38 protein-coding genes are annotated in these 24079 nt (G+C 36.1%); all 38 read right to left on the bottom strand.

The features are described from left to right. Nucleotides 1-140: 140 nt before the first annotated feature. Nucleotides 141-449, bottom strand: a complete 309-nt coding sequence (locus AC4G47_RS31525) for a thioredoxin family protein (RefSeq protein ID WP_491106949.1) — start codon at nt 447-449, stop codon at nt 141-143. Continuing rightward, on the bottom strand, nt 449-844 hold the full coding sequence (locus AC4G47_RS31520) for a hypothetical protein (RefSeq protein ID WP_491106948.1): 396 nt from the start codon (nt 842-844) through the stop codon (nt 449-451). The genes AC4G47_RS31525 and AC4G47_RS31520 overlap by 1 nt, the downstream gene beginning before the upstream one ends. Nucleotides 845-859: 15 nt before the next feature. After that, nucleotides 860-1282, bottom strand: coding sequence for a hypothetical protein (locus AC4G47_RS31515; protein ID WP_491106947.1), 423 nt, complete (start codon nt 1280-1282; stop codon nt 860-862). A 25-nt stretch (nt 1283-1307) separates the two neighbouring features. After that, nucleotides 1308-1631 carry a hypothetical protein gene (locus AC4G47_RS31510; protein WP_491106946.1) on the bottom strand — a complete coding sequence of 108 codons (324 nt, stop codon included), beginning with the start codon at nt 1629-1631 and terminating at the stop codon, nt 1308-1310. Beyond that, a complete protein-coding gene (locus AC4G47_RS31505) occupies nt 1618-2040 on the bottom strand; it encodes a hypothetical protein (protein ID WP_491106945.1) in 423 nt (140 codons plus the stop codon). Before AC4G47_RS31505 ends, AC4G47_RS31510 begins: the two co-directional genes overlap by 14 nt. Nucleotides 2041-2230: 190 nt before the next feature. Then, entirely contained in the window at nt 2231-2536 is a 306-nt protein-coding gene (locus AC4G47_RS31500; RefSeq protein ID WP_491106944.1) for a hypothetical protein, read from the bottom strand. Between the two features lie 23 nt (nt 2537-2559). Further along, complete coding sequence (locus tag AC4G47_RS31495; protein ID WP_491106943.1) at nt 2560-3051, bottom strand: hypothetical protein; 492 nt, start codon at nt 3049-3051, stop codon at nt 2560-2562. Beyond that, a complete protein-coding gene (locus tag AC4G47_RS31490; protein WP_491106942.1) occupies nt 3048-3323 on the bottom strand; it encodes a hypothetical protein in 276 nt (91 codons plus the stop codon). The genes AC4G47_RS31495 and AC4G47_RS31490 overlap by 4 nt, the downstream gene beginning before the upstream one ends. A gap of 17 nt (nt 3324-3340) precedes the next feature. Next, nucleotides 3341-4141 carry a hypothetical protein gene (locus AC4G47_RS31485; RefSeq protein WP_491106941.1) on the bottom strand — a complete coding sequence of 267 codons (801 nt, stop codon included), beginning with the start codon at nt 4139-4141 and terminating at the stop codon, nt 3341-3343. A gap of 86 nt (nt 4142-4227) precedes the next feature. Next, complete coding sequence (locus AC4G47_RS31480) at nt 4228-4641, bottom strand: hypothetical protein (RefSeq protein ID WP_491106940.1); 414 nt, start codon at nt 4639-4641, stop codon at nt 4228-4230. Between the two features lie 7 nt (nt 4642-4648). Next, nucleotides 4649-4996 carry a hypothetical protein gene (locus tag AC4G47_RS31475; RefSeq protein ID WP_491106939.1) on the bottom strand — a complete coding sequence of 116 codons (348 nt, stop codon included), beginning with the start codon at nt 4994-4996 and terminating at the stop codon, nt 4649-4651. Between the two features lies 1 nt (nt 4997). Next, complete coding sequence (locus AC4G47_RS31470; protein WP_491106938.1) at nt 4998-5282, bottom strand: hypothetical protein; 285 nt, start codon at nt 5280-5282, stop codon at nt 4998-5000. Next, nucleotides 5283-5579 (bottom strand): hypothetical protein, encoded by a 297-nt coding sequence (locus AC4G47_RS31465; protein WP_491106937.1) that lies wholly within the window; start codon nt 5577-5579, stop codon nt 5283-5285. Nucleotides 5580-5655: 76 nt separating this feature from the next. Beyond that, nucleotides 5656-6051 (bottom strand): dUTP diphosphatase, encoded by a 396-nt coding sequence (locus tag AC4G47_RS31460; RefSeq protein WP_491107065.1) that lies wholly within the window; start codon nt 6049-6051, stop codon nt 5656-5658. Between the two features lie 251 nt (nt 6052-6302). Continuing rightward, the gene (locus AC4G47_RS31455) at nt 6303-6662 is read right to left on the bottom strand and encodes a hypothetical protein (RefSeq protein ID WP_491106936.1); all 360 of its coding nucleotides are present in this window, start codon (nt 6660-6662) and stop codon (nt 6303-6305) included. 64 nt (nt 6663-6726) lie between these two features. Then, the gene (gene nrdF / locus AC4G47_RS31450; RefSeq protein WP_491106935.1) at nt 6727-7698 is read right to left on the bottom strand and encodes a class 1b ribonucleoside-diphosphate reductase subunit beta; all 972 of its coding nucleotides are present in this window, start codon (nt 7696-7698) and stop codon (nt 6727-6729) included. Nucleotides 7699-7842: 144 nt separating this feature from the next. Beyond that, on the bottom strand, nt 7843-9921 hold the full coding sequence (nrdE, locus tag AC4G47_RS31445; RefSeq protein ID WP_491106934.1) for a class 1b ribonucleoside-diphosphate reductase subunit alpha: 2079 nt from the start codon (nt 9919-9921) through the stop codon (nt 7843-7845). Then, nucleotides 9908-10285 carry a class Ib ribonucleoside-diphosphate reductase assembly flavoprotein NrdI gene (gene nrdI, locus AC4G47_RS31440; protein ID WP_491106933.1) on the bottom strand — a complete coding sequence of 126 codons (378 nt, stop codon included), beginning with the start codon at nt 10283-10285 and terminating at the stop codon, nt 9908-9910. The genes nrdE and nrdI overlap by 14 nt, the downstream gene beginning before the upstream one ends. A gap of 135 nt (nt 10286-10420) precedes the next feature. Continuing rightward, nucleotides 10421-11299, bottom strand: a complete 879-nt coding sequence (locus AC4G47_RS31435; RefSeq protein WP_491106932.1) for a prohibitin family protein — start codon at nt 11297-11299, stop codon at nt 10421-10423. Continuing rightward, nucleotides 11289-11459 (bottom strand): hypothetical protein, encoded by a 171-nt coding sequence (locus AC4G47_RS31430; RefSeq protein WP_491106931.1) that lies wholly within the window; start codon nt 11457-11459, stop codon nt 11289-11291. Before AC4G47_RS31430 ends, AC4G47_RS31435 begins: the two co-directional genes overlap by 11 nt. A gap of 2 nt (nt 11460-11461) precedes the next feature. Continuing rightward, nucleotides 11462-11731, bottom strand: a complete 270-nt coding sequence (locus AC4G47_RS31425) for a hypothetical protein (RefSeq protein ID WP_491106930.1) — start codon at nt 11729-11731, stop codon at nt 11462-11464. A gap of 12 nt (nt 11732-11743) precedes the next feature. Then, nucleotides 11744-13372 (bottom strand): single-stranded-DNA-specific exonuclease RecJ, encoded by a 1629-nt coding sequence (locus tag AC4G47_RS31420; protein WP_491106929.1) that lies wholly within the window; start codon nt 13370-13372, stop codon nt 11744-11746. Between the two features lie 4 nt (nt 13373-13376). Continuing rightward, a complete protein-coding gene (locus AC4G47_RS31415; protein ID WP_491106928.1) occupies nt 13377-13787 on the bottom strand; it encodes a hypothetical protein in 411 nt (136 codons plus the stop codon). Beyond that, the gene (locus AC4G47_RS31410; RefSeq protein ID WP_491106927.1) at nt 13787-14026 is read right to left on the bottom strand and encodes a hypothetical protein; all 240 of its coding nucleotides are present in this window, start codon (nt 14024-14026) and stop codon (nt 13787-13789) included. Before AC4G47_RS31410 ends, AC4G47_RS31415 begins: the two co-directional genes overlap by 1 nt. A gap of 281 nt (nt 14027-14307) precedes the next feature. Continuing rightward, nucleotides 14308-14961, bottom strand: coding sequence for a hypothetical protein (locus tag AC4G47_RS31405; RefSeq protein ID WP_491106926.1), 654 nt, complete (start codon nt 14959-14961; stop codon nt 14308-14310). A gap of 60 nt (nt 14962-15021) precedes the next feature. Next, a complete protein-coding gene (locus AC4G47_RS31400) occupies nt 15022-15306 on the bottom strand; it encodes a hypothetical protein (RefSeq protein WP_491106925.1) in 285 nt (94 codons plus the stop codon). 59 nt (nt 15307-15365) lie between these two features. Beyond that, complete coding sequence (locus AC4G47_RS31395) at nt 15366-16409, bottom strand: toprim domain-containing protein (RefSeq protein WP_491106924.1); 1044 nt, start codon at nt 16407-16409, stop codon at nt 15366-15368. A 28-nt stretch (nt 16410-16437) separates the two neighbouring features. Beyond that, on the bottom strand, nt 16438-16584 hold the full coding sequence (locus AC4G47_RS31390) for a hypothetical protein (RefSeq protein ID WP_491106923.1): 147 nt from the start codon (nt 16582-16584) through the stop codon (nt 16438-16440). Nucleotides 16585-16644: 60 nt separating this feature from the next. Then, a complete protein-coding gene (locus tag AC4G47_RS31385; RefSeq protein ID WP_491106922.1) occupies nt 16645-17010 on the bottom strand; it encodes a hypothetical protein in 366 nt (121 codons plus the stop codon). 12 nt (nt 17011-17022) lie between these two features. Then, nucleotides 17023-18630 carry a replicative DNA helicase gene (locus tag AC4G47_RS31380; RefSeq protein WP_491106921.1) on the bottom strand — a complete coding sequence of 536 codons (1608 nt, stop codon included), beginning with the start codon at nt 18628-18630 and terminating at the stop codon, nt 17023-17025. A gap of 10 nt (nt 18631-18640) precedes the next feature. Beyond that, nucleotides 18641-19276 carry a hypothetical protein gene (locus AC4G47_RS31375; protein ID WP_491106920.1) on the bottom strand — a complete coding sequence of 212 codons (636 nt, stop codon included), beginning with the start codon at nt 19274-19276 and terminating at the stop codon, nt 18641-18643. Between the two features lie 13 nt (nt 19277-19289). After that, a complete protein-coding gene (locus AC4G47_RS31370) occupies nt 19290-19583 on the bottom strand; it encodes a hypothetical protein (protein ID WP_491106919.1) in 294 nt (97 codons plus the stop codon). 93 nt (nt 19584-19676) lie between these two features. Next, nucleotides 19677-21110, bottom strand: coding sequence for a PcfJ domain-containing protein (locus AC4G47_RS31365; protein ID WP_491106918.1), 1434 nt, complete (start codon nt 21108-21110; stop codon nt 19677-19679). A 65-nt stretch (nt 21111-21175) separates the two neighbouring features. Beyond that, nucleotides 21176-21532 (bottom strand): hypothetical protein, encoded by a 357-nt coding sequence (locus tag AC4G47_RS31360; protein ID WP_491106917.1) that lies wholly within the window; start codon nt 21530-21532, stop codon nt 21176-21178. A gap of 165 nt (nt 21533-21697) precedes the next feature. After that, the gene (locus AC4G47_RS31355; protein WP_491106916.1) at nt 21698-22693 is read right to left on the bottom strand and encodes a DUF7275 domain-containing protein; all 996 of its coding nucleotides are present in this window, start codon (nt 22691-22693) and stop codon (nt 21698-21700) included. A 31-nt stretch (nt 22694-22724) separates the two neighbouring features. Beyond that, nucleotides 22725-23021: a hypothetical protein gene (locus AC4G47_RS31350; RefSeq protein ID WP_491106915.1), complete on the bottom strand. Its 297-nt coding sequence runs from the start codon at nt 23019-23021 to the stop codon at nt 22725-22727. Beyond that, nucleotides 23014-23355: a hypothetical protein gene (locus AC4G47_RS31345; protein WP_491106914.1), complete on the bottom strand. Its 342-nt coding sequence runs from the start codon at nt 23353-23355 to the stop codon at nt 23014-23016. Before AC4G47_RS31345 ends, AC4G47_RS31350 begins: the two co-directional genes overlap by 8 nt. A gap of 58 nt (nt 23356-23413) precedes the next feature. Then, complete coding sequence (locus tag AC4G47_RS31340) at nt 23414-23794, bottom strand: hypothetical protein (protein ID WP_491106913.1); 381 nt, start codon at nt 23792-23794, stop codon at nt 23414-23416. Nucleotides 23795-24079: the final 285 nt, after the last annotated feature.

Genomic DNA, 24079 nt, shown 5'->3' with positions numbered 1-24079 from the left:
CGGATTACTCTTCCGCTCAGGCTTAACTTCTGTAAACCATTCACCTCTCACAAGTACAACATCTGCATGAGAACATTGTTTGTATGTGTGAGAAGTCCAGTTCTGTTTGAATATATTCCAATGGATAGAATTCTTCATTTTTAATTCTGAAGCAATTGTTTCAGTTGTTCAGTACTGAGAACTCCATTGGCAGACTTAACAATCTTGCCATTTTGAACATTGAATGTTGCTGGAATGCTCATTACACCGTACTCACCAGCAATTTCAGGCATGTCATCCACGTCTACTTTTACAATCAAAACATCATTATCTTCTTGAGACAGTTGTTCAAGATTTTTGTCGATCACTTTACATGGAGCACACCAAGATGCTCCCATTTTAACTAACACCTGTTCATTATTTTTAACAATCTCGTTGAATCGAATTGTATTGTCTACTGTCATAATCATTATTCGTAATCTCCTCTCATAGCTTCTTGCGTTTCTTCATCTGTAACACAGCTGCCGCAAATATATTCACCATTAATGTACCAAGTCTCTTCGTAAGCTGACTCATTTTCACAACGCACACATTCATGACGTACATAGTGCAATGGATTGTAACCACTCCAAGTATCACCTAAGATATCGGTAACCTCCGCAACTGCTTCAGTAGGGATTTCTAGCTTTGTAAAATTACTCTCTTCAGGGTAACCATACACTTCACTGTGTTTGCCTAGAATTTCACCAAAGTAAACATACTTTCCAATCAAGTCTTCGATCTCTTTTTCTGTAGCAACGAATAGTCCATTTACTGTTCCTGCACGACCAACATACCAGTTGAATTTCCATAAATATTTATTCATTTTATATCACTCCTGTTAACTATTTAAAAATGACCAAAATCCTTTTTTATTCTTATTATTTTCTTCACTCTTTTTTGTGGATTTATCCATATCATTTTCGTACTCTTTTAGCGCTTCTTCATATTTCCTGTTCATCTCAGCTTTTGACTCCTCATCTTCTGGCAACACTTCAACTACATGGTCAGTGATGTATAAGTAGCCACCTTCAAGAATTCGATGTACTTCCTCTACAGTAGTACTAATATTTAATGCTTCAATATAAAATGTGTCATCCACATCTAAAAAGTGCTTATCCAAAAATGTTTCATGATAGACTTTATAACCTACGACATATTCTTCAATTGGTACAAGTATTGGCTTATAATTATTATTTAGATCATATTTTATCTTGGATTCTCTTTGTATTACTTCACCCTTGAATATAGCATTTTTATACATTTATCTGTTCACCTCATGTTAGTAGTTATACAACCCTAGCGATTTTCATTAACACCAATGTAGTAGCGTCTTCCACGCTAATGTTTGTTGCGACCTGTTCCCAGTTGTACTTAGTTTGACCATAGTAAAGATCGCGTAAATCTTCTTCTAAAGCACTTTCTCCATGACCGAATGTAACAGTTGTCTTCTCTTCTTTCGTCCATTCTCTATCTTTCCAATATGTGTAGTCTGACTTATCGTGAAGATAATCGAAAACATCTTTATGAGTTTCCGCAATAAGATACTCTACAATTCCAGACTGACTCCCTCTAGGAGCATAATGCGTCATTATCACTTTAAACAATTTCATAATATGCACTATCAAAAGTCTTGTATTCAAATTTGATATTGTTCAGATTACAAAACTCTCTCAATTTACGTGCCTGATCATCAGTTAACTTGAAGCTATAAACACATGGATACTCAGGCTTTTGGAATGGTTTTGGGATTTCTCTGTAAGTAACCTCATCAATATACTCAACCCAATAAAGCTTATCTCCATAGTCTTGCTTTGCACTTACAATATAACCTGTTATGTTGACCTCAAAGTATCTTTCTTCAATCTTGCAGATTAACGATGTTTCTTCTTCATAGTATCCTTGTCCACAATCTAAATAGTCACTGCCACAATTCTCAAAATAATGAATTATTTCACCTTCATCTGTAAGGTAGTTCTCATCCTCAATAACACCATACTGATCTATTAAATATTGTTCCAATCTAACACCTCCTATTGTCGCGGCTTAACTTTAGCCCAATCATCATATGAAAAGGAAAACCGCCACAAGTTGAAGTCCCATCCAAGAGGAGTTTTCCTATATTCGATCATCTTAAAGTCGCCTTTTTCCCATCCACTTCCGAAAACAAACGAGAAATCTTTGGGTTTGTATTTATCAGTAAACGGAATTCTCATGATAACACTCCCTGCTTTGATTCGTAGTCATCTATTCTGTTCTGAGCTTTCTCTATGATCCAATCATCAACAGGAATGTCGTATCCAGTAGCAGGATCGTAATTAACAAAGTAGTCTTGATATATACAGTTCTCAGAAATCTCAGGATTCTCTCTATGAAGCTGCAACAAGTATTTAGCTCTAGCATCAAACAGATTGTCAGGGACAAGATTCTTGTTTAGTTTGTAATACAGATACGAATGCACTAAAAATGATTCTCTCAAGGAGTTTATAAGTCTTTCAGTATCATCTTCTGTCTTCAACTTCACATTCGCCTTTGTAGTCATTAGTCAAACAATCCGTAGCCAAAATGATGATTTAAGTTGGCATTCCAGAATCCATTCAAGTACTCTGCTTCCTCTTCTTTGAATGTGTAATCGAACTTGAGCCATGGATCATTTACTGACAGGCTGATAAACCACATAATCAATTCAGCCAACTTTTGAGACTCCATGTATCCTTCATCTTCAAGTAATCGTTCTGGACAATTGAATTCTCTAAGAGTTTTAATAGCGAAATCACTTAAAGAGTATTGCTGATACTCAGTACAAATAAGTCGTTCACTATTATATCCATCGGTCAACCCACCAGTAAAATCCTCACCATTGTTAAACTGTAGTCCAGTTAGTTTGCAGCTTGCTTTGTATGCATCTTGTAAGACACTAACAGGCATATTTGATTCAACTCTAAATGTCTTATATCTACCATGTCCGTCATTTGACCAGTCACCGATTGGAATTTTAATAATGTTTGGCCCCATTGGTTTGATTGATCTCATTGAGTCACCTCTTCAAAGAAATAAACTGTGTTTTTTGTTACAACGACAAGCTCATTTCCCTCATGTTCAGTTGATTCTACAGTTGAAGTGCTAATGTTAAACTTGTTGTCAGCTGCAAAGAAATATGCACTTCGTCCAATCTCAACACCATGAGGAATCGAAAATGTTAAACCATCTAATTCATCATATCCAAAGTTCTGTGTAGGGATTGCAACCTTTGTTGTTTCACGATCTTTTTCAGTTGTTTTGATTAGTTTGTATTTATTAATCATTTTATTATATGTCTCCTTTAGTTTTGATCAGACAGTTCAAATTCAAATGGTACATACTTGCGAAGTTCATCTAGTGTGAGTGTTTGTAATTCTCTAATATTAAAGATGTCTCTATCAAAAGTATCTTTATAATGCGTTCTAAGAATACCCTCATTAATTAGTTCTGCTGGAACAATTACCTTGTGTGTTTTGTAATTTGAATTTGAAGCAATAGCTCCACTAGCCCATCCCATTAAATACCCTTTACTTCCTCTTGGTTTAACCACAACGTTCACACCAATATGTTCTTTATGGTCTTCACTATTGTTTTGCCACAAGACCATATCTCCAACTTTGAATTCTGTTCCTTCAATCTCTTCACCTATAATTCCATAGTGTTCTCCATTTGTAACTTTATATATCTGTTTTTTCTCAATTTGTTTATCTGCTACCAGTTCAAATTCAAATGGAACATAGTCCCTAACCTCATCTAGTGTTAGTTCTTTGATCTCTTGAATTCTAAAAGAACCTTTGTGTACCTGATTTAAAATTACTTCTGTAAGTTCACTTGCTGGAACAACAACTTGAAGAATTTCATACTCTTTTTGATTATTGATATCAACTGCTGCCCACCCCATTAATGCTCCATTATTGTTTTTGCTATATGGTGGTTTGATAACAAGTGCAACTTCTGTTGTACTCCTACTCTTTACTAACACAATATCACCAATTTTGTAGTCAAGACCTTCCACACTATCTCCAATTACCCCATAGTTGTTACTTTCAGAAACACCCTGTTCTTGTGAATAATATATCTTTCTGACTAATACTTTTTTCATGTGTCTTATCTCCAGTCGATGTTTTATGAACTTAAAAATTTTACTTATATGAAATCGTAGTTTTATTTAACGTCTGTAAGTAGTTTTCATAGAACAATATAGCTAAAAGATGTGATCAGGTCTTTCTCTCTAATTACTTCAGTAATTTCGATTGTGTGGACATCTTGACCGTCAATTGCTAAATCCAGCGGTTTTCCAATGTATTTTTCAAGCAGCTCTTTTTCAGCTTCATAACTACCTTTTTGAAGAATTATAGTATGTTCTTTCTTCACAAGATGAATATCTTCAAGAGTGTTCTTGACATTTGGGTACGTTTGTTCTCCGACAAGAAACCCTAACGGATCAATTGAAGTCCAGTTAATTACAACTCCCCACTCATTTACATCCAGTACTTTACCAGTATGTATGGATTCTTCATAAGGAATTTTGACTTCTATATCTTGACCAATATATTTGTCTGACACTTCTTTCGACACTATATTAAACGCTTCTCGTTTCATACCTCACCTACGCTCTCTTAATGTAAAATCTATCTGAACGTTTAACTAAACCCTTTTCAACAGCTTTAATGATATCAGCAGCGAACAATAATTTGTATTCCTCAATTTCTATACTAGCCAATTCGTTCTCCATGATATTTTCTTCATATGGGATTAAATCTTCTAATTTAAAATGATCACCAACAATTGACCCATCTTCAACATTTGAGACAATTACGTATCCATTTCGACTTCCTTTAAAATACAAATAATTCTGACCACTTAATTGTGCTGCATTCCACACAACTGATTTATCTAGTACAATTCCTACTGACTTACTGATCGGAACAACCTTTTGATTATATGAGAAGTTCATTCTAACTCTCCTTTTTAGAGATAACGGATAAATCTTTCGCATTAACCCATATCTCACTCGTTTTAGTAAACTCTTTCTTCTTACCTTGCACCTTCGAAATAACTTCAATCAGACAAATAATGTCCTCATGATCTTCACCCAAATCAAACGTTTTAAGAATCCCTGACTTACCAGCATACTCATCAATGTGATGACTGGAATGTTTGATCTTGTCATTGAGTGTTACTTCCCTCATGATCAATCTTTCCAACTTTAATTCCATTTCATCTTTAGTAAGTGCAGCCAATTAAACCGACACCATTTCATATGCTATAGTGCTTTTATCTGCTTCTAGAATACTATGAATACCAATAAATTTATCGTCAAGATAAAGTTCGAATTTTTCACCAACGTAAGGAACTACTACTTCAAATCTCGGAAGGTTTCCAAATTCTCTTTCATGAACTTCATTATTGGGTAACTCGATCCGAACAACCGTTTTGCCTTTAAGTGAGTTTGTGATTTGAAAAATTCGAAACACACCATCTAACTTTTCTTCCATCACCTTTACTGGTGTTTTTACAATCTTCTTTTGTCTTGCCATACACATCTGCCTTTCTTATCTAACTTCTGATAAGTTTGGGTAATAACCAGATTGGCTATTACCCACATAAATATTGTTATTTCTTCCCTGTAGTTCCGTGACCACCGCGATTTTTGCCAGTTAGTTTATCGACTGTGACAAGATTCACTGGTTCCATTTTCTTCATGATGCGGAACTGACAAATGCGATCACCTTTTTCAATTTTCCCATCACGCAATGCATAAATTGGATAGAACCACTGATCATCATCACCCTTGAATGATTCATCGATTGCCGCTACAGAATTGGTTTGAATCACCCCAAAGTTTTTGAATGTGCTACTTCGAGGTGCTACATGCGCTTCATGATCAAACGGCAAAGACATTGCAACTCCTAGCGGAAGCTTAATAAAATCTCCAGCTTTGTATTCCACATCAATCGCTGACCTGAGATCGATCCAGTCACCTTTCTCAATCTTCTTGATCTGCTCCATGTCTTTGTCAAAGTACTTAATAAGAATCGTTAATTTCTTCTTATTTTCATTTTCTTTTACACCTGTAAGAAGTTTATCGATTTCTGTGAAACTAAACGTTTTTTGTCCTAGATTTCCGCTATCTGCAAAATAAGAAACCTCTGCTTGCAGATTGGGAACATCCAGACTTTGTACAATACCCTTACGCTTCAACTCTTTAATCCATACTTTTTCCTTTACCTTATAATACCGTTTTGCCAATTCATTTCCCCCTATTCATTCTTAACGATGTTTTCAAGCATGTCTAATACAGCTTTTTTATCACCGTATTTATCGCCAGACAATCCACCATAATCATTACTATCTTGCAAATCTAAAATGTCACCATGAGAAAGTCCATAAAACTCATTCATTCTTTTAATTTCATACTCAAAGAAATTAATACCTTTTTGATTATAATAAGGATTTTCTGTGAGTTTGCACAGCAAATCTTGATCCATCTCTTTTGCCAAATGTCCAATAATGCAATAACATTCATTGTCTTGGTATCTGAACCTTGCTAAATGAGAAGCAGCTACAACTTCTGAGATTACTTTATTCAAATTATTTGTCTGAGTTTCGGTCAATTTCACAATGACACTTCCTTTTGAATGATCTATCAATATGTGATTATAATATCATTTTACTTTACACCTGTCAATTCAGCCATGTGAAAGTGAAATGCTCATCAGTCAGTTCAACTACATTTAATGCTTTAACATAGCCGTTACCTTTTACGCTGAAGAAGTCGTGATTCTTGGTGTCTGTTTTCAATCCATTAATGACGATTGGGTTAATTTCCTCTTCAGGATAGAATTGCTCTAATCCAAGATTCATCAATGCTTTATTAGCATTGTATCTTACAAAGCGCTTCACATCTTCTTCCAAACCGATTGATGTATACAACTCATCAGTGTACAAAGCTTCATTAGAGTATAGAGTATTTAATAGCTCGTAAACCTCTTTACCTACTTCATCCTTTTCTTTATCTGTAAGTTGATCGTAAATCTCTTGTGCAAGTATGCCGACAAATACACCATGAATTGATTCATCACGGATAATCAAGTTGATGATTTCACCACTTGCTGTCATCTTACCTTGTCCAGCCAGATATAACGGGTAATAGAAACCAGAATAGAACAAGAAGCTTTCAAGGAATACCGAAGCAGCCATAGCCATATATAAACTCTTATTATCATTGATGTTCTCATAATACTTGCTGATAGTGTTTGCTTTGAATTGCAAATACTTGTTCTCTTCTACCCAGTCAAAAATCTCATCAATCTCTTTTGTGGATGCAAGTGTCGTGAAAATCGAACTATACGATTTGGCATGAATGTTTTCCATCATACCCATAAACGATAGAACTGACTTCTTCTGTAGATCAGTGACGTATTCACCGATCTTAGGCATGCCTATTGTGCCTTGTACAGTATCAAGCAGCGTCAAACCACCCAATACTCGCTTGTACACTTCTTGCTCCACCTTGCTCAATTCTCCCCATGATCCCTTATCACTTGATAATGGAATCTCTGTATCTAACCAAAATTGTTGTACGTTCTGATTCCAGAACATTAATACATATTCATCATTTGTTTTATTCCAATTTACTGCCTTATGTGTAATCATTATATATCCTCCTATAATTAAGAGTGGGATGATATTTATCATCCCACCAGTTTTGTTTATTTTGTTTCTGAAGCATCTTCAATAATGCTGGATACTAAAATAATGTAGAGTATCAGCATGATCGTTAAAAAGATTAGAGTCATATTAGACTGCACAACTTGTGCATTCTTCCACACTCAGGTTTTTAGTTCGAGTGTAGTATAGACTCTTAAGTCCTAGCATCTCAGCATAGATATAGTATCGTGCAAGCTCTGCTGTACTTGTATTGCTATCTACATAAAGAATTGTGCTAATGCCTTGATCAATATGCTTCTGAATACCAGCAATCATTTCGAGTATCTTGAATTGATTCATGTTGTATGCGGACTTGTAGAAGAACAGGTTGTCTACTGCAAGGAATGGCATAGGATAGTACGTGGTAGAATTTGCGTAGGTTCTAATTTCAATTTGATCTACAATCGGCATAACACTTGAAGTGGCATTTTGAATGTAGCTAATGGACTGTGTTGGTGCAATTGCTAAACGATATGCATTATACAAACCATATTGTTGTACTAACGCTGCAAGCTCTGCCCAGTCTTCAGGACTTGGAACATGGATACCTTCGTAGAGCGCTTTTACTTTCTCGGACTTAGGTCTGAAATCTTCATTCACATACATTTCGAAATATGTACCTTTTGCATATTCGGATTTCTCAAAATCTTTAAATGTCTTTTTACGATCTCTAGCTATCATCATAGACTTCTCAAGTGAATAGAAGTTCATCATCATTGCAAACACTTCCGCAAACTCTCTTGCATCTGCACTCTCATAAGGAATCTTATTCTTAGTCAGATAACCATGTAGGTTCATCTTACCTAAACCAATGGCATGCAGTTCATCATTTGCTTTCTTGACTGTTGGTGCATTTTGGATATTTGTCATATCTGATACAGCTGTTAAAGCTTCTACCCCAACATGTATTGTTTCTCTGAACTTCTTAGTTTCCATAACATTAACGATATTTACTGATCCAAGATTACAGTTAATGTCTCTGTTGATTTCATCAGGAACACCATAGTCATTAATAATGGATTCTTCTGCTAGTTGGAAAATCTCAGTGCAGAGATTGGATTGCTTAACACTACCAATATCTTTTAAGGCATGATATTTATTCGCGTTACTTTTGAACATCATATAAGGATAACCTGACTCCATTTGAGTCTTAGCAATTTCAGTGAGTAGATCACGTGCATTCAAGAGTCTCTTCTGAACTCTTTTGTTTTTCACTAGCTTGTCATACATCACATCAATGTCCATATCATCCAGTTGAACACCAAATTCTTTCTCAACTGTGTGTGGAGCGAATACATAAAACTCTTTGTTATCTTTTGCTAGTTCAAAGAACTTGTGAGGTACAATTAGGCCAATGGATAATGATTGAATACGTGACTTCTCATCAGCGTTAATCTTTTTGGTTTGTAAGAATTCGATAACGTCCCAGTGGAAAATGTTAAGATAAACTGCACCAGCACCTTTACGTTGTCCCATCTGATCCGCATAACTGAAAGCGTCTTCAAGAAGTTTCATGACAGGAAGCACACCTTTTGCTGCACCCATTACGTCCTTAATTGATTCCCCTCTTGATCTCAACTTGGATAGATTAAGTGCCACTCCACCGCCGATTTTAGACAGCTGCATAGATGTTCCAATGTTAAATTCAATTGAATTTAGACTATCTCCAACTTCCAATAGGAAACAAGAAACCATCTCACCACGTCTACTCTTACCCGCATTCAGGAATGTAGGTGTTGCTGGTTGATACCGTTGTTCTACGATTGCTTTAACATATTGTTTAGCACTTTTAATGCTTCCACGTCCCAAGAATAAGGCAGTGATTGAACATCTGTCCTCATACATCTCAAGATACTTCTTCTTATCATTAGTTTTGAGCGCATAGTCTTTGTAGAATTTTGATACAGCCATATATGACTGGAATTTAAATTCGTAAGAGTAAGCGATTTCAAAAACCTCTGCAACTTGCTTCTCCGTGTATTCGCTAAACACATCATAATAAAAATCATTCTTTATCAACCATTTCACTTTTGCTAAACTATTCTCAAACCCTACGCTTTTCTTCTTAACCTCTCTCATGAATTCTTTAACTGCTAGTAAATCTTTTTCAAGCTGATAGAATCCATCCTTTCTTGTCATAACCTCATTATTTAATTCAATATACTTCATTTCCTAACTCACTCACTCTCTGTACAAATTTTTGTATATCTTGCTGTAAACCTGATAATTCAAATTTCGATAGGATTGGAACACCGTATTTTTCAGATATGATATCAGCACTTTTGGCATAATTATCTCCCCAGTTCATGTTTCCAGAAGCTGATACAGCTACTAGATTATTTTTGTTTTTTTCGTTCTCTAAGAACGTTTTTGTTGTTTTTGGTACGAGTCCAAAACCAGTTGTATATGTAACCAGCACGAACTCTTCTTCCATAATCAAATCCTTGTCTAGCTTTATGACATTCATCGTTTCTGGTAATCGACTAACAAAACGTTTTACATTTCCAGTGAACGAATCGTACACAATTTTCACTACACATCACTTCATCTTTCTGTTTTTTTAGATAGAAAAAAGGAAGGATGACATGTAAGGTGTCACCCTTCCTTCGATTAATTTCATTATATCATATACCTGTTGTATATGTCAAAATGAGTATATCCCTTTGTTTTACTTGGCAGCTGGCTCACTAAACATTTCAGCTGGCAAATTAAGAATCGCGTTTGCACCACCCATTACACGTGGAAGATTAGGGTTTTTCGCAAACTCAGATGCAACTTCTAATTTTTTCAATTCGATCAATTTGTCAGTTACAGATTGTTGAAGCTTGTTATTTGCTGTTGCTTTACCTTGCGCTTCAATTACAGCTGCATCAGCTTTACCTTGTTGCTCTACACGAAGCGTTTCAGCTACAATTTTTGCCTTTTCCAGTTCAATCTTTTGTTGTTCCAGCTTTTGTTGAGCGTCAACCTTTGCTTGGATAGCAGCAGCCGTTTGTTCATCAGGTTTAGGTGCAGTGAACGTAACAGACTCAATTACAAAACCAGTTTCATCAACCATCTCAGTAAAACCTTTTTGGATCGATAATGAGATTTCTTGGCTCTTTTCACCCATAACATCAAGCACAGAATACTTAGTTGTTACGTTTTTTGTAGCTTCTGTCAGCCGTTGACGCAAAAACCCTTGTTCAATAGTCTCAGCGGATTGACCACGGAATTTGTTGAAGATTTTAGGAAGATGTTCACTGTCGATATGATAGTTATAAGACAATGTAGTTGTGATAGGTTTACCATCAGAAGTACCTACTGTCACGTCTACTAATTCAACTGTATTTGTAGCGATTGGGTATTCAGTTACACGTTGCATAGGATTGATTAGATGCCAACCTTGACCCAGCGGTTTATCTTCCAGACCTCCGCTACGATTATATACAACTCCTGCATGACCAGCTCCGATAGTTGTAATACTCATCCATCCAAGAATGATACCTACTAACAGAAGAAATGCAACTACCCCTGCACCGATTTTTACTGAAATGTTATCCCACATTGTTAATATCTCCTTTTTCTTCTTTTGTTTTATTATTTGTAAATGGACTACTTAGTTTGATTACTTTCTTTCCTATCCACCCAAATGCTCTTGAAAGACTGAACCAGATAATTGCCGCAAATAGAATTACTAATATGATACCAACGAAAAGTGTAGCCATTATTATTCCATCTCCGATTGTTCTTGGTTTAGAATTTCTTGCTTCTCTTCCTCAACTTCTCTCATCATTCTACGTCCTTCTAGTTCATCTACTAGATCATATGCATAGTTAAGGATTACATCTTCGTTTACACTCGCTGTTCCTACCAGATCGTAACCCAGCAAGTCCATTGTTGTTACCCAAGCAGTCGTATTCATGTCAACTTCTGTTACTGTTCCATCAGCAAAGGTAATAGTGATAGATGAAACTTGTAGTTTGTTTTCGATTCCCATATCTAACCCTCCTTACGTTATGACGTACTCTTCTACGATTATTTGATTTGTTATTGTTGTTTCTTTCCTCCAGTTAGTCCAGCTATTCACCTTCAGCTGCCCAACAACACTGAGAGTATCTAATGCTCCGATTTCTTCACCCCATGATTCATTGACTTTGAACTTGATCATATCAATGCCATCACCTTTGATCTTTACTGTATCTCTGTTTTTACCAAGTACTTTAGGATCATCTTCAACAAAGATGTCACTCACAAGAATGCATGCTGGAGGGAATCCAGTACCTGTTAGATAGTCAAACTTCTCAATGTTATAAATCATTTGAGTAGTAATCTCAGCAACGTTCATTTCTAAGTCATAATAAATTACTGGCTCAAAATCGTGATCGGCAAGAGTATCGTTGATTAACGCTTTAAACTTGGTGAAATTTCTTGCACTCATGCCAATACCACCAGCATAGGGATGTCCTAATGCATATCTGAGATACTTTTTGATGGATTTTAAATTCAGGAATCCTTTAAGATCGAAATCTCCATATGATCTAAAACTCCCTGCCAATGATCCTTCATGCTCACGCAACACCATTGCCGGACGTTTATACTCTGTAGACATCTTATTTGCAATGAGTCCATTGAAACCCTTACTTGCGTTCTCATCAATTGCAATAAGGATTTTGTCATTCAGATCAATCTTGGTTGAGTATTTTTCAAACAATTCTTTCTCTCTTACCTTACGTTGATCGTTCAAGGCTTTCATTTCCTGAACGATAGCAAGTGCTGTTTTGAAGTCATCACACAACAACAAGTCAATCGCCAATTCAATCTTGTCTAAACGTGCAACACCATTGATCAGTGGACTTATCGTGAAACCAATGGTTTGTGAATTGATTTCATCTTCCTTGATACTATTTGATTCAAGTATGGCCTTTAGTCCAACATTCCTAATATTCTGCATGCCTTGGATAATTAATCTTCTGTTCTCCATCACATTCACAGGCATCATATCCGCATACATACCACAGGCTACAAGGTCAATATAATCATCAACTTCTCCTGTTCCCAGTGTGTCGTCCAGTACTTGAATTACTTTATAAACAACACCAGCTCCGCTTATATCCTTATTGGGATATGTATCATCCAACTTAGGGTTGATAATCAATGCATATTCGTTGTCATTCTCGTAATCGTGATGATCTAGAATTACTACATCAATACCTTTATCCTTCAGTTGTTTACAAGCTTCAGTTGAGTTTGTAGATGAGTCCAACACTATTGCTAAATCTGTGTCATCATCAATCATGTGTAATTGATTTTCAACACCATGACCTTCTGATCTTTGGTTGTAGGCAATGTAATAGTTGTCTGTAAACTTTGATAAATATCTGACCATAAAGCTTGTTGAGAAAATTCCGTCACTGTCACAGTCTGCACTTACGCATATCTTCTGATTTCCTTTAATCGCTTCAATGATTCTATTTGAACCTTCTTCAATGTTCTTCATCAGGTAAGGACTATGAAGTACACTTACAGGAGGATTAAGAAATTCTTGTGCGTTTCCGACACCTCTGATTTTTAGAAGCTTAGTAAGTACTCCATCTTTCTTGTTCACTTTGAGCAAAGGCTCTCGATTTTTCCATTTCAACCAATCACATCCGTCCGATTAGTTGAATAGCGAAAATGATAACAACAATCATATTCACAAACATCAACATGACGCTTGAAAAACTCAATTTAAGCTTCTCTGGATCATCAATAAAATCACGAATCTTACGAAGACTTGCAATATAAATTATGATTACAGCAGCTGCATACAAAGTTATCAATACAAACGGTGTACTTGCTGCCAACACTAGCCAGAATATTACTTGGAAGACTACAGCTAGAAACGTAATTGCTATAATTACTCCCTTTTGAACACTGTCGTTTTTCAAAGCATGCAAGTTGACTCTAGCTTGCTGCATTTTGATGTCTCTATCTTTCTCAAAAAATCGCTTAATGCCTTTTGCATATTGCCAAATCATATAGATTGACCAAAGCAATAAAATTACGTTGCCCATCAAACACTTCCTTCCTTAGTCAACTGTGAGATTATTACGTCTGCATATTCATCTATACTGCTATACTTCTTTAATTCCTCAACGAAATTCGTCTGTTTACTAGTGAGAACCACATGTCTAGCATCTGTCGCCATACGAATCTCTTCAGTTATTTGATCTTTTGCAATCTGAATATCATCTTCATATACATTTCCAACACCGCATTCACCCTGTTCTGAAAAGTAAATGTAGCTAATCATCGCACCAGTAATCTCGGATGATTCGTAATGCTCATATCAAAAGTACCTTCAAGATACTCTTGATATGATAGCCAGATATTCATCAAATACTGATTCTCTCTTTTTGCTGGTCTGATCCATTCCCAAAACGAAGCATCTTCCATCTTTGTTTCGAAGTTCTGTAACGTCTTCACTTCATGATCAAACAGGTGCTTTCTCATGATGTTTTTCGCAAAAAAGATAATATCAATTTCTGTGTTCAATCTGATCACTACTTTCTATTTGTTTACTTTACACCTGTACTATTGCAACAAAATTGCTGGTACTTCCAAATCGAACAACCGATGGACAGCAATTGCAGCTCCGATGTACGCTGAGAATGCATCATCTTCATTGCACAGTGCGAATTGTTTACGAAGCACTTTGCCTTTCTTATCCTTCATTGTAGCAATGACAACTTTCCGTTCTTTTAAGATAGTAAGTTCAATTGGATTGTTAGCATCAGGGATGTACTCATAAGTGATTTTTCCGTAACCATCAAACTTAACTGGCAACTGAGGATTAGCAGCAATTTCAGCTACCATTTCGTATGCCAAAAGTTCCAATGAACTATCAGGTGTTTTCTCTTGTTTGGCTTGGATCGTCTGCAAGCTCGGAACCAACATTTTATTGAAGTCTTCTTGACCAAGTGTATTTGAAACGCTTAAGCAATGTTCGCAATCACACTCATCTTCAAGGTCAATGTAATCTTCGTCTTCCCAATAGTCTTCATCATCGTCTACTTCATTAACAGGAGTGCTAGGGTAAGCAATTTCAGCTAAAAATTCTTCCTTGATGTTGTTGGAATCCAACTGTTCAGTCAGCACATCTTCAAGCAAATCGTTAGTTCTATATGTCGCTTCCAGCAATGCTTCCATCAATCCGATCTGTGTTGCTACGATTTCATTATAGTTCATCATTATTCCCCTTTATGTTTCATTTTATTTAATGTCTGTTAAATCTCTATGAATCTAGTCTTACTTGTTCTTTTTGTTTCCACCACGTTCAGCTTTACGCTGCTTCGCATATTTGGTCATAGTGTTACCTGAATATTCAGTTCCTTTAACGATGAACACACCTTCGCCTGTTCCGCTGTTATTGAGATTAATCTTCTCTTTTTTAGCAATTGCCTTAGCTGCATTAACTGCTTCTACACGGGATTCTGGAAGATTGTCGATCAATACGTTGATAGAGCGTTTAACTTTTTCGCCACCTACCACTTCTGTAATTACCTTAGAACCTACTGCATAATACTTTGACATCAACATTTCCTCCAATTCATTTGTTTATAAATTCATTTTATTATACATCTGTTATATTGTCAAATTCGATACTCTTTTCTCGACTTGTACAGTTCTTCAAATACTTTTTTCCCTTTATCGACTGGAGAATCCTTGCCTTTTAAATGATTGAAAACATCATATGTGTAAAACACGGTTCTACCAGTTATCTTACTAAGCTGATCCTGTATTTCTTTTTCAGACTTATCTTTGTCATAGCATACAGTGATTTTGATATCAATCCCAAAGCTTTTGATCAATTTGATCTGAGCTGGTGAGATATCATCCCCTTCTATGCTTGCACAGTTCTTATATCCCATCTGCCAAGACTTCATGACAGACTTATACCCTTCAAACAAGATGATCTCTTTTTGCTCTAAGATATAAGGAAGAGTTTTGTGAAGACCAAACAGCTCTATACTCTTGTTCATCTTTTTGATATAAAGATACTTACGTTCTTCAGCGTCATCAGTAGCCCTACCTTTGACTCCAATAAGTTCACCTGTCATACCTCTAACCAATGTGATCACACGCCTACTAACGTGATCTACGCCCACTTCCCATTCCATTTGAGTGTCATAGGATATTCCTTCTTTAATCCACTCGTAATATGGAATCATGACATAATCGTTTTTCACAGATTCATCAATTGCTTCATTAGGTGTGTCATCGTAAACATGAGATGACTTCCGCTTCTTCTTCAAGGTCTTAAGCCAACCATTATACTCTACTTTTTCCTTCTGGTTCTTCTTGAACTTCTGCAAGACATCTTCATAACCAAGTTCCTCAATAAGCCACATTTTAGCTTCAGGAAGGTTGTCATCAATCTCATCCATTGAAGCACAATTAAACTGAATGTACGAAACGATAGCGTATATGTCACCCTTTACACCTTTGGAACGAATGTTGGAAGTTAGGCTTTCATTGTTCTTAACTTGGACTGATCGCCTATTGTCTCCCTTTGGTAGAGCTGCTACAATCAAGTCTCCTTCTGGACGAACATGATTGCAACCAAGTAACTCAAGAACTTCAATTATTCTGTCACTTTCATAAATCCTTTTTTTGATTTCTTTAAGATCACTCATAGTTCAGCCCTCCAAGACATCAGGCCGCTTAAAATTTTTCTCTACAAGCTTCTCTGTTCCACTTCTTTTTCTTGTTTGGAACTACTTTCATTGTAGGGATTGGCTCTCTGCTTCTAGTCTTACGATACTTTTCAAATTTCAGTTCGTCATCTGGACTTTTCTTCCGTCTTGCCACATTCTCAGCTCCTTATATTGATGCTAATTATATTATCATTTTACTTTACACCTGTCAATTTCAGTAGTTGATTGACCCTGTAGCCCGAACATCGCCCTCGATATTGTCACAATTCACTGATCCAAGTGATTTCACATTACCATAGATATCGTCACAGTTCACTGATCCATTTGCAATAACATCACCAATTACGGTCTCACAATTGACTGACCCCTCTGACGTAACTGGGCCAACATCACCTTTTACAGTAACACCTACACCGTATACGTTTAGCTGAGACAAGTCACCTTCCAATTCAATCCTAAACAATTTATCTTCCTTTTGTGTGACAAGTTTACCATCCACAAAAATACCATCATTATTGACTGTAATGTTGCTGCTACCACTGGTTTCGATCACTTGTCCATTAATCATCATTCTACTCACCTGTATTCCTCCTTAATAGTTACGATCATCCTGAATATAACACCAACCAATTTCATACCAACTATTGTTGTTGAAGTTTGCCTGAAGAACCAGTATTGGTTGTCCACCCTTATTATCTTGACCTCTACGGTTCTTAGGTGTGAATATCAGGTAGTAGAAATTTTGATGCTTATTACCTTTGTCATCAACATAGTATCTAGGCAAAGCAAACTCTTTCTTAACATACCCTCTATCATCTTCTTCTTGTTCAAATGGATTCTTCGAGTCTTCTTTCTTAACATAGCTCCAGCACTTGATCTCATGATCACCATCTTCAAATTCATCATCCCAAACATTTCTGCCCATGAATACTACTGAAGCTTCATTCTTAATCTTCTTCGATTCACCAAATGCATGTTCATTCAGGAATCGTCTTGTTAAGGCTGTATCTACAAGTTGGACATTGACCCACATTCTCAGGTTTAAACCGCCACCATTCGGACGACAGAGTTTGTATAGCTCTTTAAAGTCTTCAGTGAAGATTTCCCATCTCGCTTTATCTCCAGCACCATCAGAAGGTTTACCAGTGTCAATCATAACTGACTTGTACCCTCTGTTTGAATAGTGTCGAATAATCTTTTTAACATTTGACATTATGTAGTCTTCCATAAATACAAACGCTATAAGTTTAGAGTTGATTTCACTTTTGTCTTGTTTTGAGAATTCCTTAATGAAATCAAGAGCGATTGCCATTTTCCGATTTTCTTCTTCGGTAAAGGTTCCTTCATTTAATCTCTGACGCTTCATGTATTCTTTCTTGATACCCAAAGCTGTAGCCACTAACAATTTTCTAAAATCTTTGATACCTTGTTCGTTTGCAATGATAAGTAACTTTTCCTCATTATCAATGCATGACATGATGATCTTATTAAACGTTAAGGATGTTTTACCTGAACCACCAAAACCACCGTAGATGTATAGATTTCCGTAATCCCAACCCGTTGTGATCTTAGTCATTTCTCTACTTCGATAAAAAGGAAGTCCAGTATCAGGGTTGATATTCCACTCTTCAATTTCTTCTTCTAAACCTTCTAGTAAGAAATGCTCATCATATTTAGAATCGCCATCCATACCAATTTTATTTACCTTATCGTTCCAGTAAACAAAAACCTCTTCTTTGGTCATCTTTGTATAGTCGTACTTATCTGTTTTTTCTAAAACTCGCTTGTCGAACAAGTTGAATAGTTCTTTAAGAGTATTGTATTTCTTAACCTCTGTGTAATATGCGTCTACATTGTCTTCTCTACCTTCAACCTCTTCTTGAATTTCTCTGATTGTATCGAAACCGCCGAATTTATCAAATCTACTTTCAAGTCCAAGTTCCTTTACATGTTTCAAGATTGATATATCATCGAATGTCTTTATAGACTTCTTCTCTTTCATATATCTTCCTAAGCCGAAAAAGAATCCCCAAACAGGATTTAGGAATGTAGTTGTGTTAATCTTGTCCTCTGGGAAAAATAGATATTGATCAGGATTATTCCAAAACAAACCTGTCAGATAGGCTTCTGGTATCAAAACCTCTTCACGTAATTTTTTGTACTTATCTGCCTTAACATTAGCTGCTGTGCCTTTTGCCAATAAAACCACCTCAATCTAAAAACTTCGAAAAGTCTTTCGTTTCTTTTTTCTTATATTCCACTTCTGCCGATTGTTCTTCTACAATATGGTTGTCACTCATCTCTGAAGCTAACTGTTGCCTGTACTGTTCTTTCTTTACCTTCTTAGCTACAACGGCTATCTGATCAACAATAATTGCAAAGCAATACTTCAGCTCGTTCATAGAGCCATCAAACGTTCTATTCTTCCTTGCCCATTCGATTTTCTTTACAGAATGCTTATATGTCTCTTCTAACATCTTGAAGCTAACGCCTTTCTTATACTTCTTACCTTTTCCCTTTTGCTGATAATCTCCATTGCGAAGGGTTTGAAGACATGTGCTGAAGAATGCATTAGGTATCACTTCCATTTTGTGAATAGACTTAATAACTTCATATAGACTATCAAGTTCGAGTCGTTCCTTCTCTTGGAAAGCTTTGTGTTTTACTCTATCTTCCCAGCACTTGCCTTTGTGATAATGACGCTTAGTAAACCCATCTTTCTTAGGGATTAGTTCTACCTCCATGTTCTCAGCCACCTCATTAGTTAACTGACAACTGAAACATTTTAATTTCCTAGCCAATACAACAACTCCTTTCGAAAAAAATAAGATGAGCTTTATGCCCATCTTCTTGTTTACTTTACACCTGTGAAGGAACTACGAATTCAGACAACTTGTTTTGAACAGCTTTATTCATTCTGATTTCGTCCTCTGCACGTTCTGCTTGCTTAAGTAGCTCTTTCGCTTGATATGTTGCATCTTCCAATGTCTTATTTAATAATTCATTTGCATTATCAAGCTTTTTATGAGCTTGGCTAAACATGTCTAAAGCTTCTTCTGCATGACCCTTTGCAAATTCAACCTGTTCCCCAATTGTTAACTTGCGTCTAAGAAAAATCTTTTTCATCTTTTTAGATTTGAATAACGTTAGCACTTTATCACCTTTTTCATTTTATTTATCATCTGTACTAAATTATATCAACACTTTTTTAGAGTGTCAAATCAGGTGCGAATCCCTAATTATCTATTAGTGAACAGCTAATTCCAAATCTTTTTTGATTGCCCACTCACGAACAAAGTCCAACTCATGCTTGTGTGGATTACGATTTCTCTCACCTCTAACTTGTCTAATGATTCTTCCCCGCACTTCGATTGTCACAAGCGGTTCATCCACGTTGTCCTGATCTCTGAGGAATAAAATCTTACACTTGTTTCTGATAACATCGTCAACATAACTGGCTACGCAATGACTGAGAGAACCACCTTCTTTGATAAGATCATTAGGTTCTGTAGGTAATACAATCTGGAATTTTGCATCCTTGCTTTTAGGCTTATAACTGAGATCAGTGCTACCTTCAAGCGCAATCTTAAACTCTTTGGCTTTCAATTCACTTTTTCTCATCTGGTAATTAACCATTGCAATATCATGTTCTTTCTTCAATGAAGAAGGGAATTTCTCATGTTCCCATTCTAACGCTTTGGACATCCTTACATAGTCTCTTAAGAGTGTAACTGCTTCTCTTGGAGATATAATACCTTGTTGCAGCTTAACTTCTCGCACCAAATAAAGAACAAGTTTTTTAACATCTTTATATCCGTATAATTCATACAACTGTATAAAGTCTTCCCAAATGTTCATGAAGACATCGAACGAACTTTCTTCTAAAACAATATCTAAAACAGTCTTCATGTTGTTGCCATCAATCTTCTTGCAAGCTCTTCTTAGTTCCGCTAATGTGTAATTATTGATATACTCTAAATCTAATATATAAGGCATTAGATATCTCGGAACCCCTAGAATTTCATGCGGCTTTGTCTCTTTTGCAAATAAGTAGTCTCTATCTTGCCAGATCAATCCAAGACTTTTGAAACCTATTGAATTAAACAATTCTAGCTTTTCGTATTTAAACATTCTCTGTAGTGCTCTAGAAAGTATCTCACTTCTTTCATCATTCATCTTGGCAAGCTTCTTGAAGCAAAAATCGAAAAGTGGTCTGTTCTTTTCTGTACACACGACATCGAAAAAGTTAGGAATACTGAATTCTCCACGACAGAATTTATTCAGCCCTGCTTCTAGTTCTAGACTCTTACCATCTTGGAAAACCTCAATTGACTTATGTCTTAGACTATATTTCAATCCATATTGATCTCCAACTATGAATTTGTATTCATACACTCCTTGATCATTCTTTCTGATCTGTACCTTACCTTCATGCTTGATTACATGAAAGCTGCTATCATCCTTTTCGACACATTCAAAAGCTCCACCAATTGTTAAGGTAATATTCCGACTAGGGTTACTAATCATTTTGAAGTTTCTGTTTTCACACTTATCACATAAATAAGTTCGTTGCCATCTATTCACCTTAATTTCATTTCCGCAATTACAAATTCCTTTTCTATCAAGATATTCGTTTCTACCGATAATGATCCCCATCTTGATTTGTGACACTTCGAACATCCTATTCCTCCTATTTATTGAATGACAAAAGAGAAGGGATTACCCTTCTCTGGTATTGACCATTTCTATTGTTTAAGTTCTCTCAATCGCTTTTTGACAAATAAATCAAATACGTATCCCTGTCTACTTGCACCTCTAACTTTTTGCGCTAGATCATCTGACACCTTTATATTTGCTGCTTCCCAAATCTCATACATATCTAAAACTACATATGACAGTCTTTCTTCGTCTCCCACATATCTGATTGTATCTGGAAGCAACATTGCCATCTCATTTTCTGAAAACTCTTCGGCATGAATTTCTTCATCTAACCTATACATCCAAGCTTTGATTAAATGAACGATCTCATCTTCATCTAGAAAACTTAACAGATACACAGGTGCTTCCATGCTGAGTTGATGAGTTAATTTATACAAGTACATAATTAAGAATATCTCCCCATATCACACCAGCTGAAAGTGCAGTGATTATTGTAGATACAAAAACCAGAATTGCGTGTGGAACGGTGATTTTGGTAAGTAAAAATTTAGCTGCTCCATGCAATGAAAATAAACCAAATACGAAAAACAAGATCGTTGCTGTTAGAATCATTTGTTTATACCTTCTTCAGAAAGGCTCCACTGTTTGTTGTCGATAGTTTTAATTTTTCCTGCTTTAAATGCTTCATTGAATTTGTAGACAAACTCAGGATCATAACGATCAATGACTACATCGTAGTTCTCAATGGAAAAATCACGGAACCATCCAGAAGTAAGTGTGGTACAGATTCGTTTTATTGCATTTCTGTAACAAAGGAAATAATCTCTCCAGTTCTCTCCTGCTTTCGGAACAATGTATCGTTCAAGAGCGATAGCGTATCCTTCTTCCTGAACCATTTGAATCTGCATGTCATATGGAAGTTCAAAGAACAACTTTTTGCTGCACCAAGCACTTGTGGAGTCTGTCTGAGTTAATGTATACACAGGACTGTCGTGATGAGCAACGATCTCATGGATGTGATCGTGTACAAAGAAGTGTTCAACTGCTAATTTCGAACTAAAGAAGTCCTCTGTTGAGACATTGAGCTTTGGTGTCTTGAACTTGCTATATCTCTCCTTAGCTTCAGCACTTCGTAAGGCAAAATACGCTTCTGCTACACTGTCCAGTTCTACATCCCCTACAATTTTCTTCAGGACATGATAGTCTTCAACATTCTTCTCGAAATGTACTGGATACACTAGATGAGAACGCTTGGTCAGCATTTGATAAAGAGGAATCAACACATGCATTTCTTCTCCGAAGAAACCTGTATCAACTTTATCTGCAACAATATCTTGATGATCCAACAAATACTCAGCTGAAGTCCCTTCAAATGCAAGCTCGATCTCGTACAACTTCTTCTTACCATCTTTCATCATAAGAGCTTTATATTTGTTGGAGCTGCTTGGAATGAGTGTTTGAATATACTCGCGATTTTGCCGTTCCCATTCTTCAAACTCTTCATAACTCATAATTACATCGTAGTCTTTTGACATATATCGTGTAACTGTTGCGAAATTGACCGGAAAATATGACAACAATGCTTTTGATCCAATGACAATCATGTTGTTCCTCCTACTTATCTGTTGTTGTTAATTAGTTGTAGTCTGACGTTTCATATTCGCTTTCTTCGTAATCCTCTTCATAATAGCTGCTGGACTCTTCTTCATAAGAAGACTCAGACACACCCATTTTCTCCAAGATGCTACTTGAATCTGCATAGAACGGAATGCTCCACTCTTTAGCAAACGCTGCTACTGGTAGTAATTTTTGATTTACTGTATACTCCAAGTCCTCGTATCCCATGTAGCCTTTTCTGCTTTCTACATACTCTTCAATCTCTTTGATGTCCTGTGCTACTTTAATTACTGCTTCGCGTTTTGCTCTAATCATTTACAATTCCTCTTTTCGTATTTTTATCTGTTACTGCTCCGTACCCAAATGCAACTACTGAACCTATAGAGATATCCTTGTTTTTCACAAAGTAAGTTGATGAAACTTTTGATGTATTTTTGCTTTCGTTTTTAATCACTTTATTGAGAAGTTTCTGTATTCCTTCAGATAGATGGGAACCATACTCTACATCGCCAGTTTTCATATTGACCAGTTTTGCAACAGCTTCTGTAGAAGCTATGAAATATACTTCTTCACTTCCATCTGTGCGACTCAATGCAAAAATATCTCCTACCTCTGGTACATTTACAGTCTGTGCTACTTCTATTTTCATTCTCATCACCTTTCAAAATTCAATTATATATATTATATTTCTGTTTACTTCACATCTGTTACACCTTTAGTGTATTTGGTCTTCGGATAATATTTACTTGTAGATCATTAAGTATGTCTTTAATCTGTGATGCTGTTACTGATCCGCTGTATTTACTCTGAATTTCATCGATTACTAATTCAATTCCTGATTTTACTTTGGCTGGCTTGGTCTGTGGTTCTACAATAAGGGTATACTTGATCAACCCATCACCGACATTTTCAACTGCAAACTCATAACCTTCTAATCTTAATTGATACAGTCTGTCACTGTAACGAAATGAAATGTTGTTCAGCTCTGTATTCAAAACACCTTGATCTCCAGCAAATCTAAGTGCTGAGAGAATTCTTTCTTTTTGGATAGGCATCTTCGGTTTAGCTTCTTCGTAAATCTTTTTCATGTCTCTACACCTCTATGATTTAATATGTTTGAAACTTGAAGAAAACTCGATCACACTTGCTGCAACGACATCTACCTCTTCTGTAAGGTTTGATATGTTTTTCTGGACACCCTGTAAACAAATGCAGAATATAATATAAATAATTCAACTTTTGACATACACCATCTTTTCTGTTTATTTTACGTCTGTGGTTAATATACCAGTGTCTTAAGTATCTGTCAAATCCACTCCAGATGCATAAAAAAAGGCAAGCCTATTTGCATAAGCTCGCCCGATTTACTACTA

The sequence above is a fragment of the Paenibacillus sp. Negev47 genome, assembly GCF_058313655.1.
This window is presented reverse-complemented; position numbering and strand designations above follow the sequence as displayed.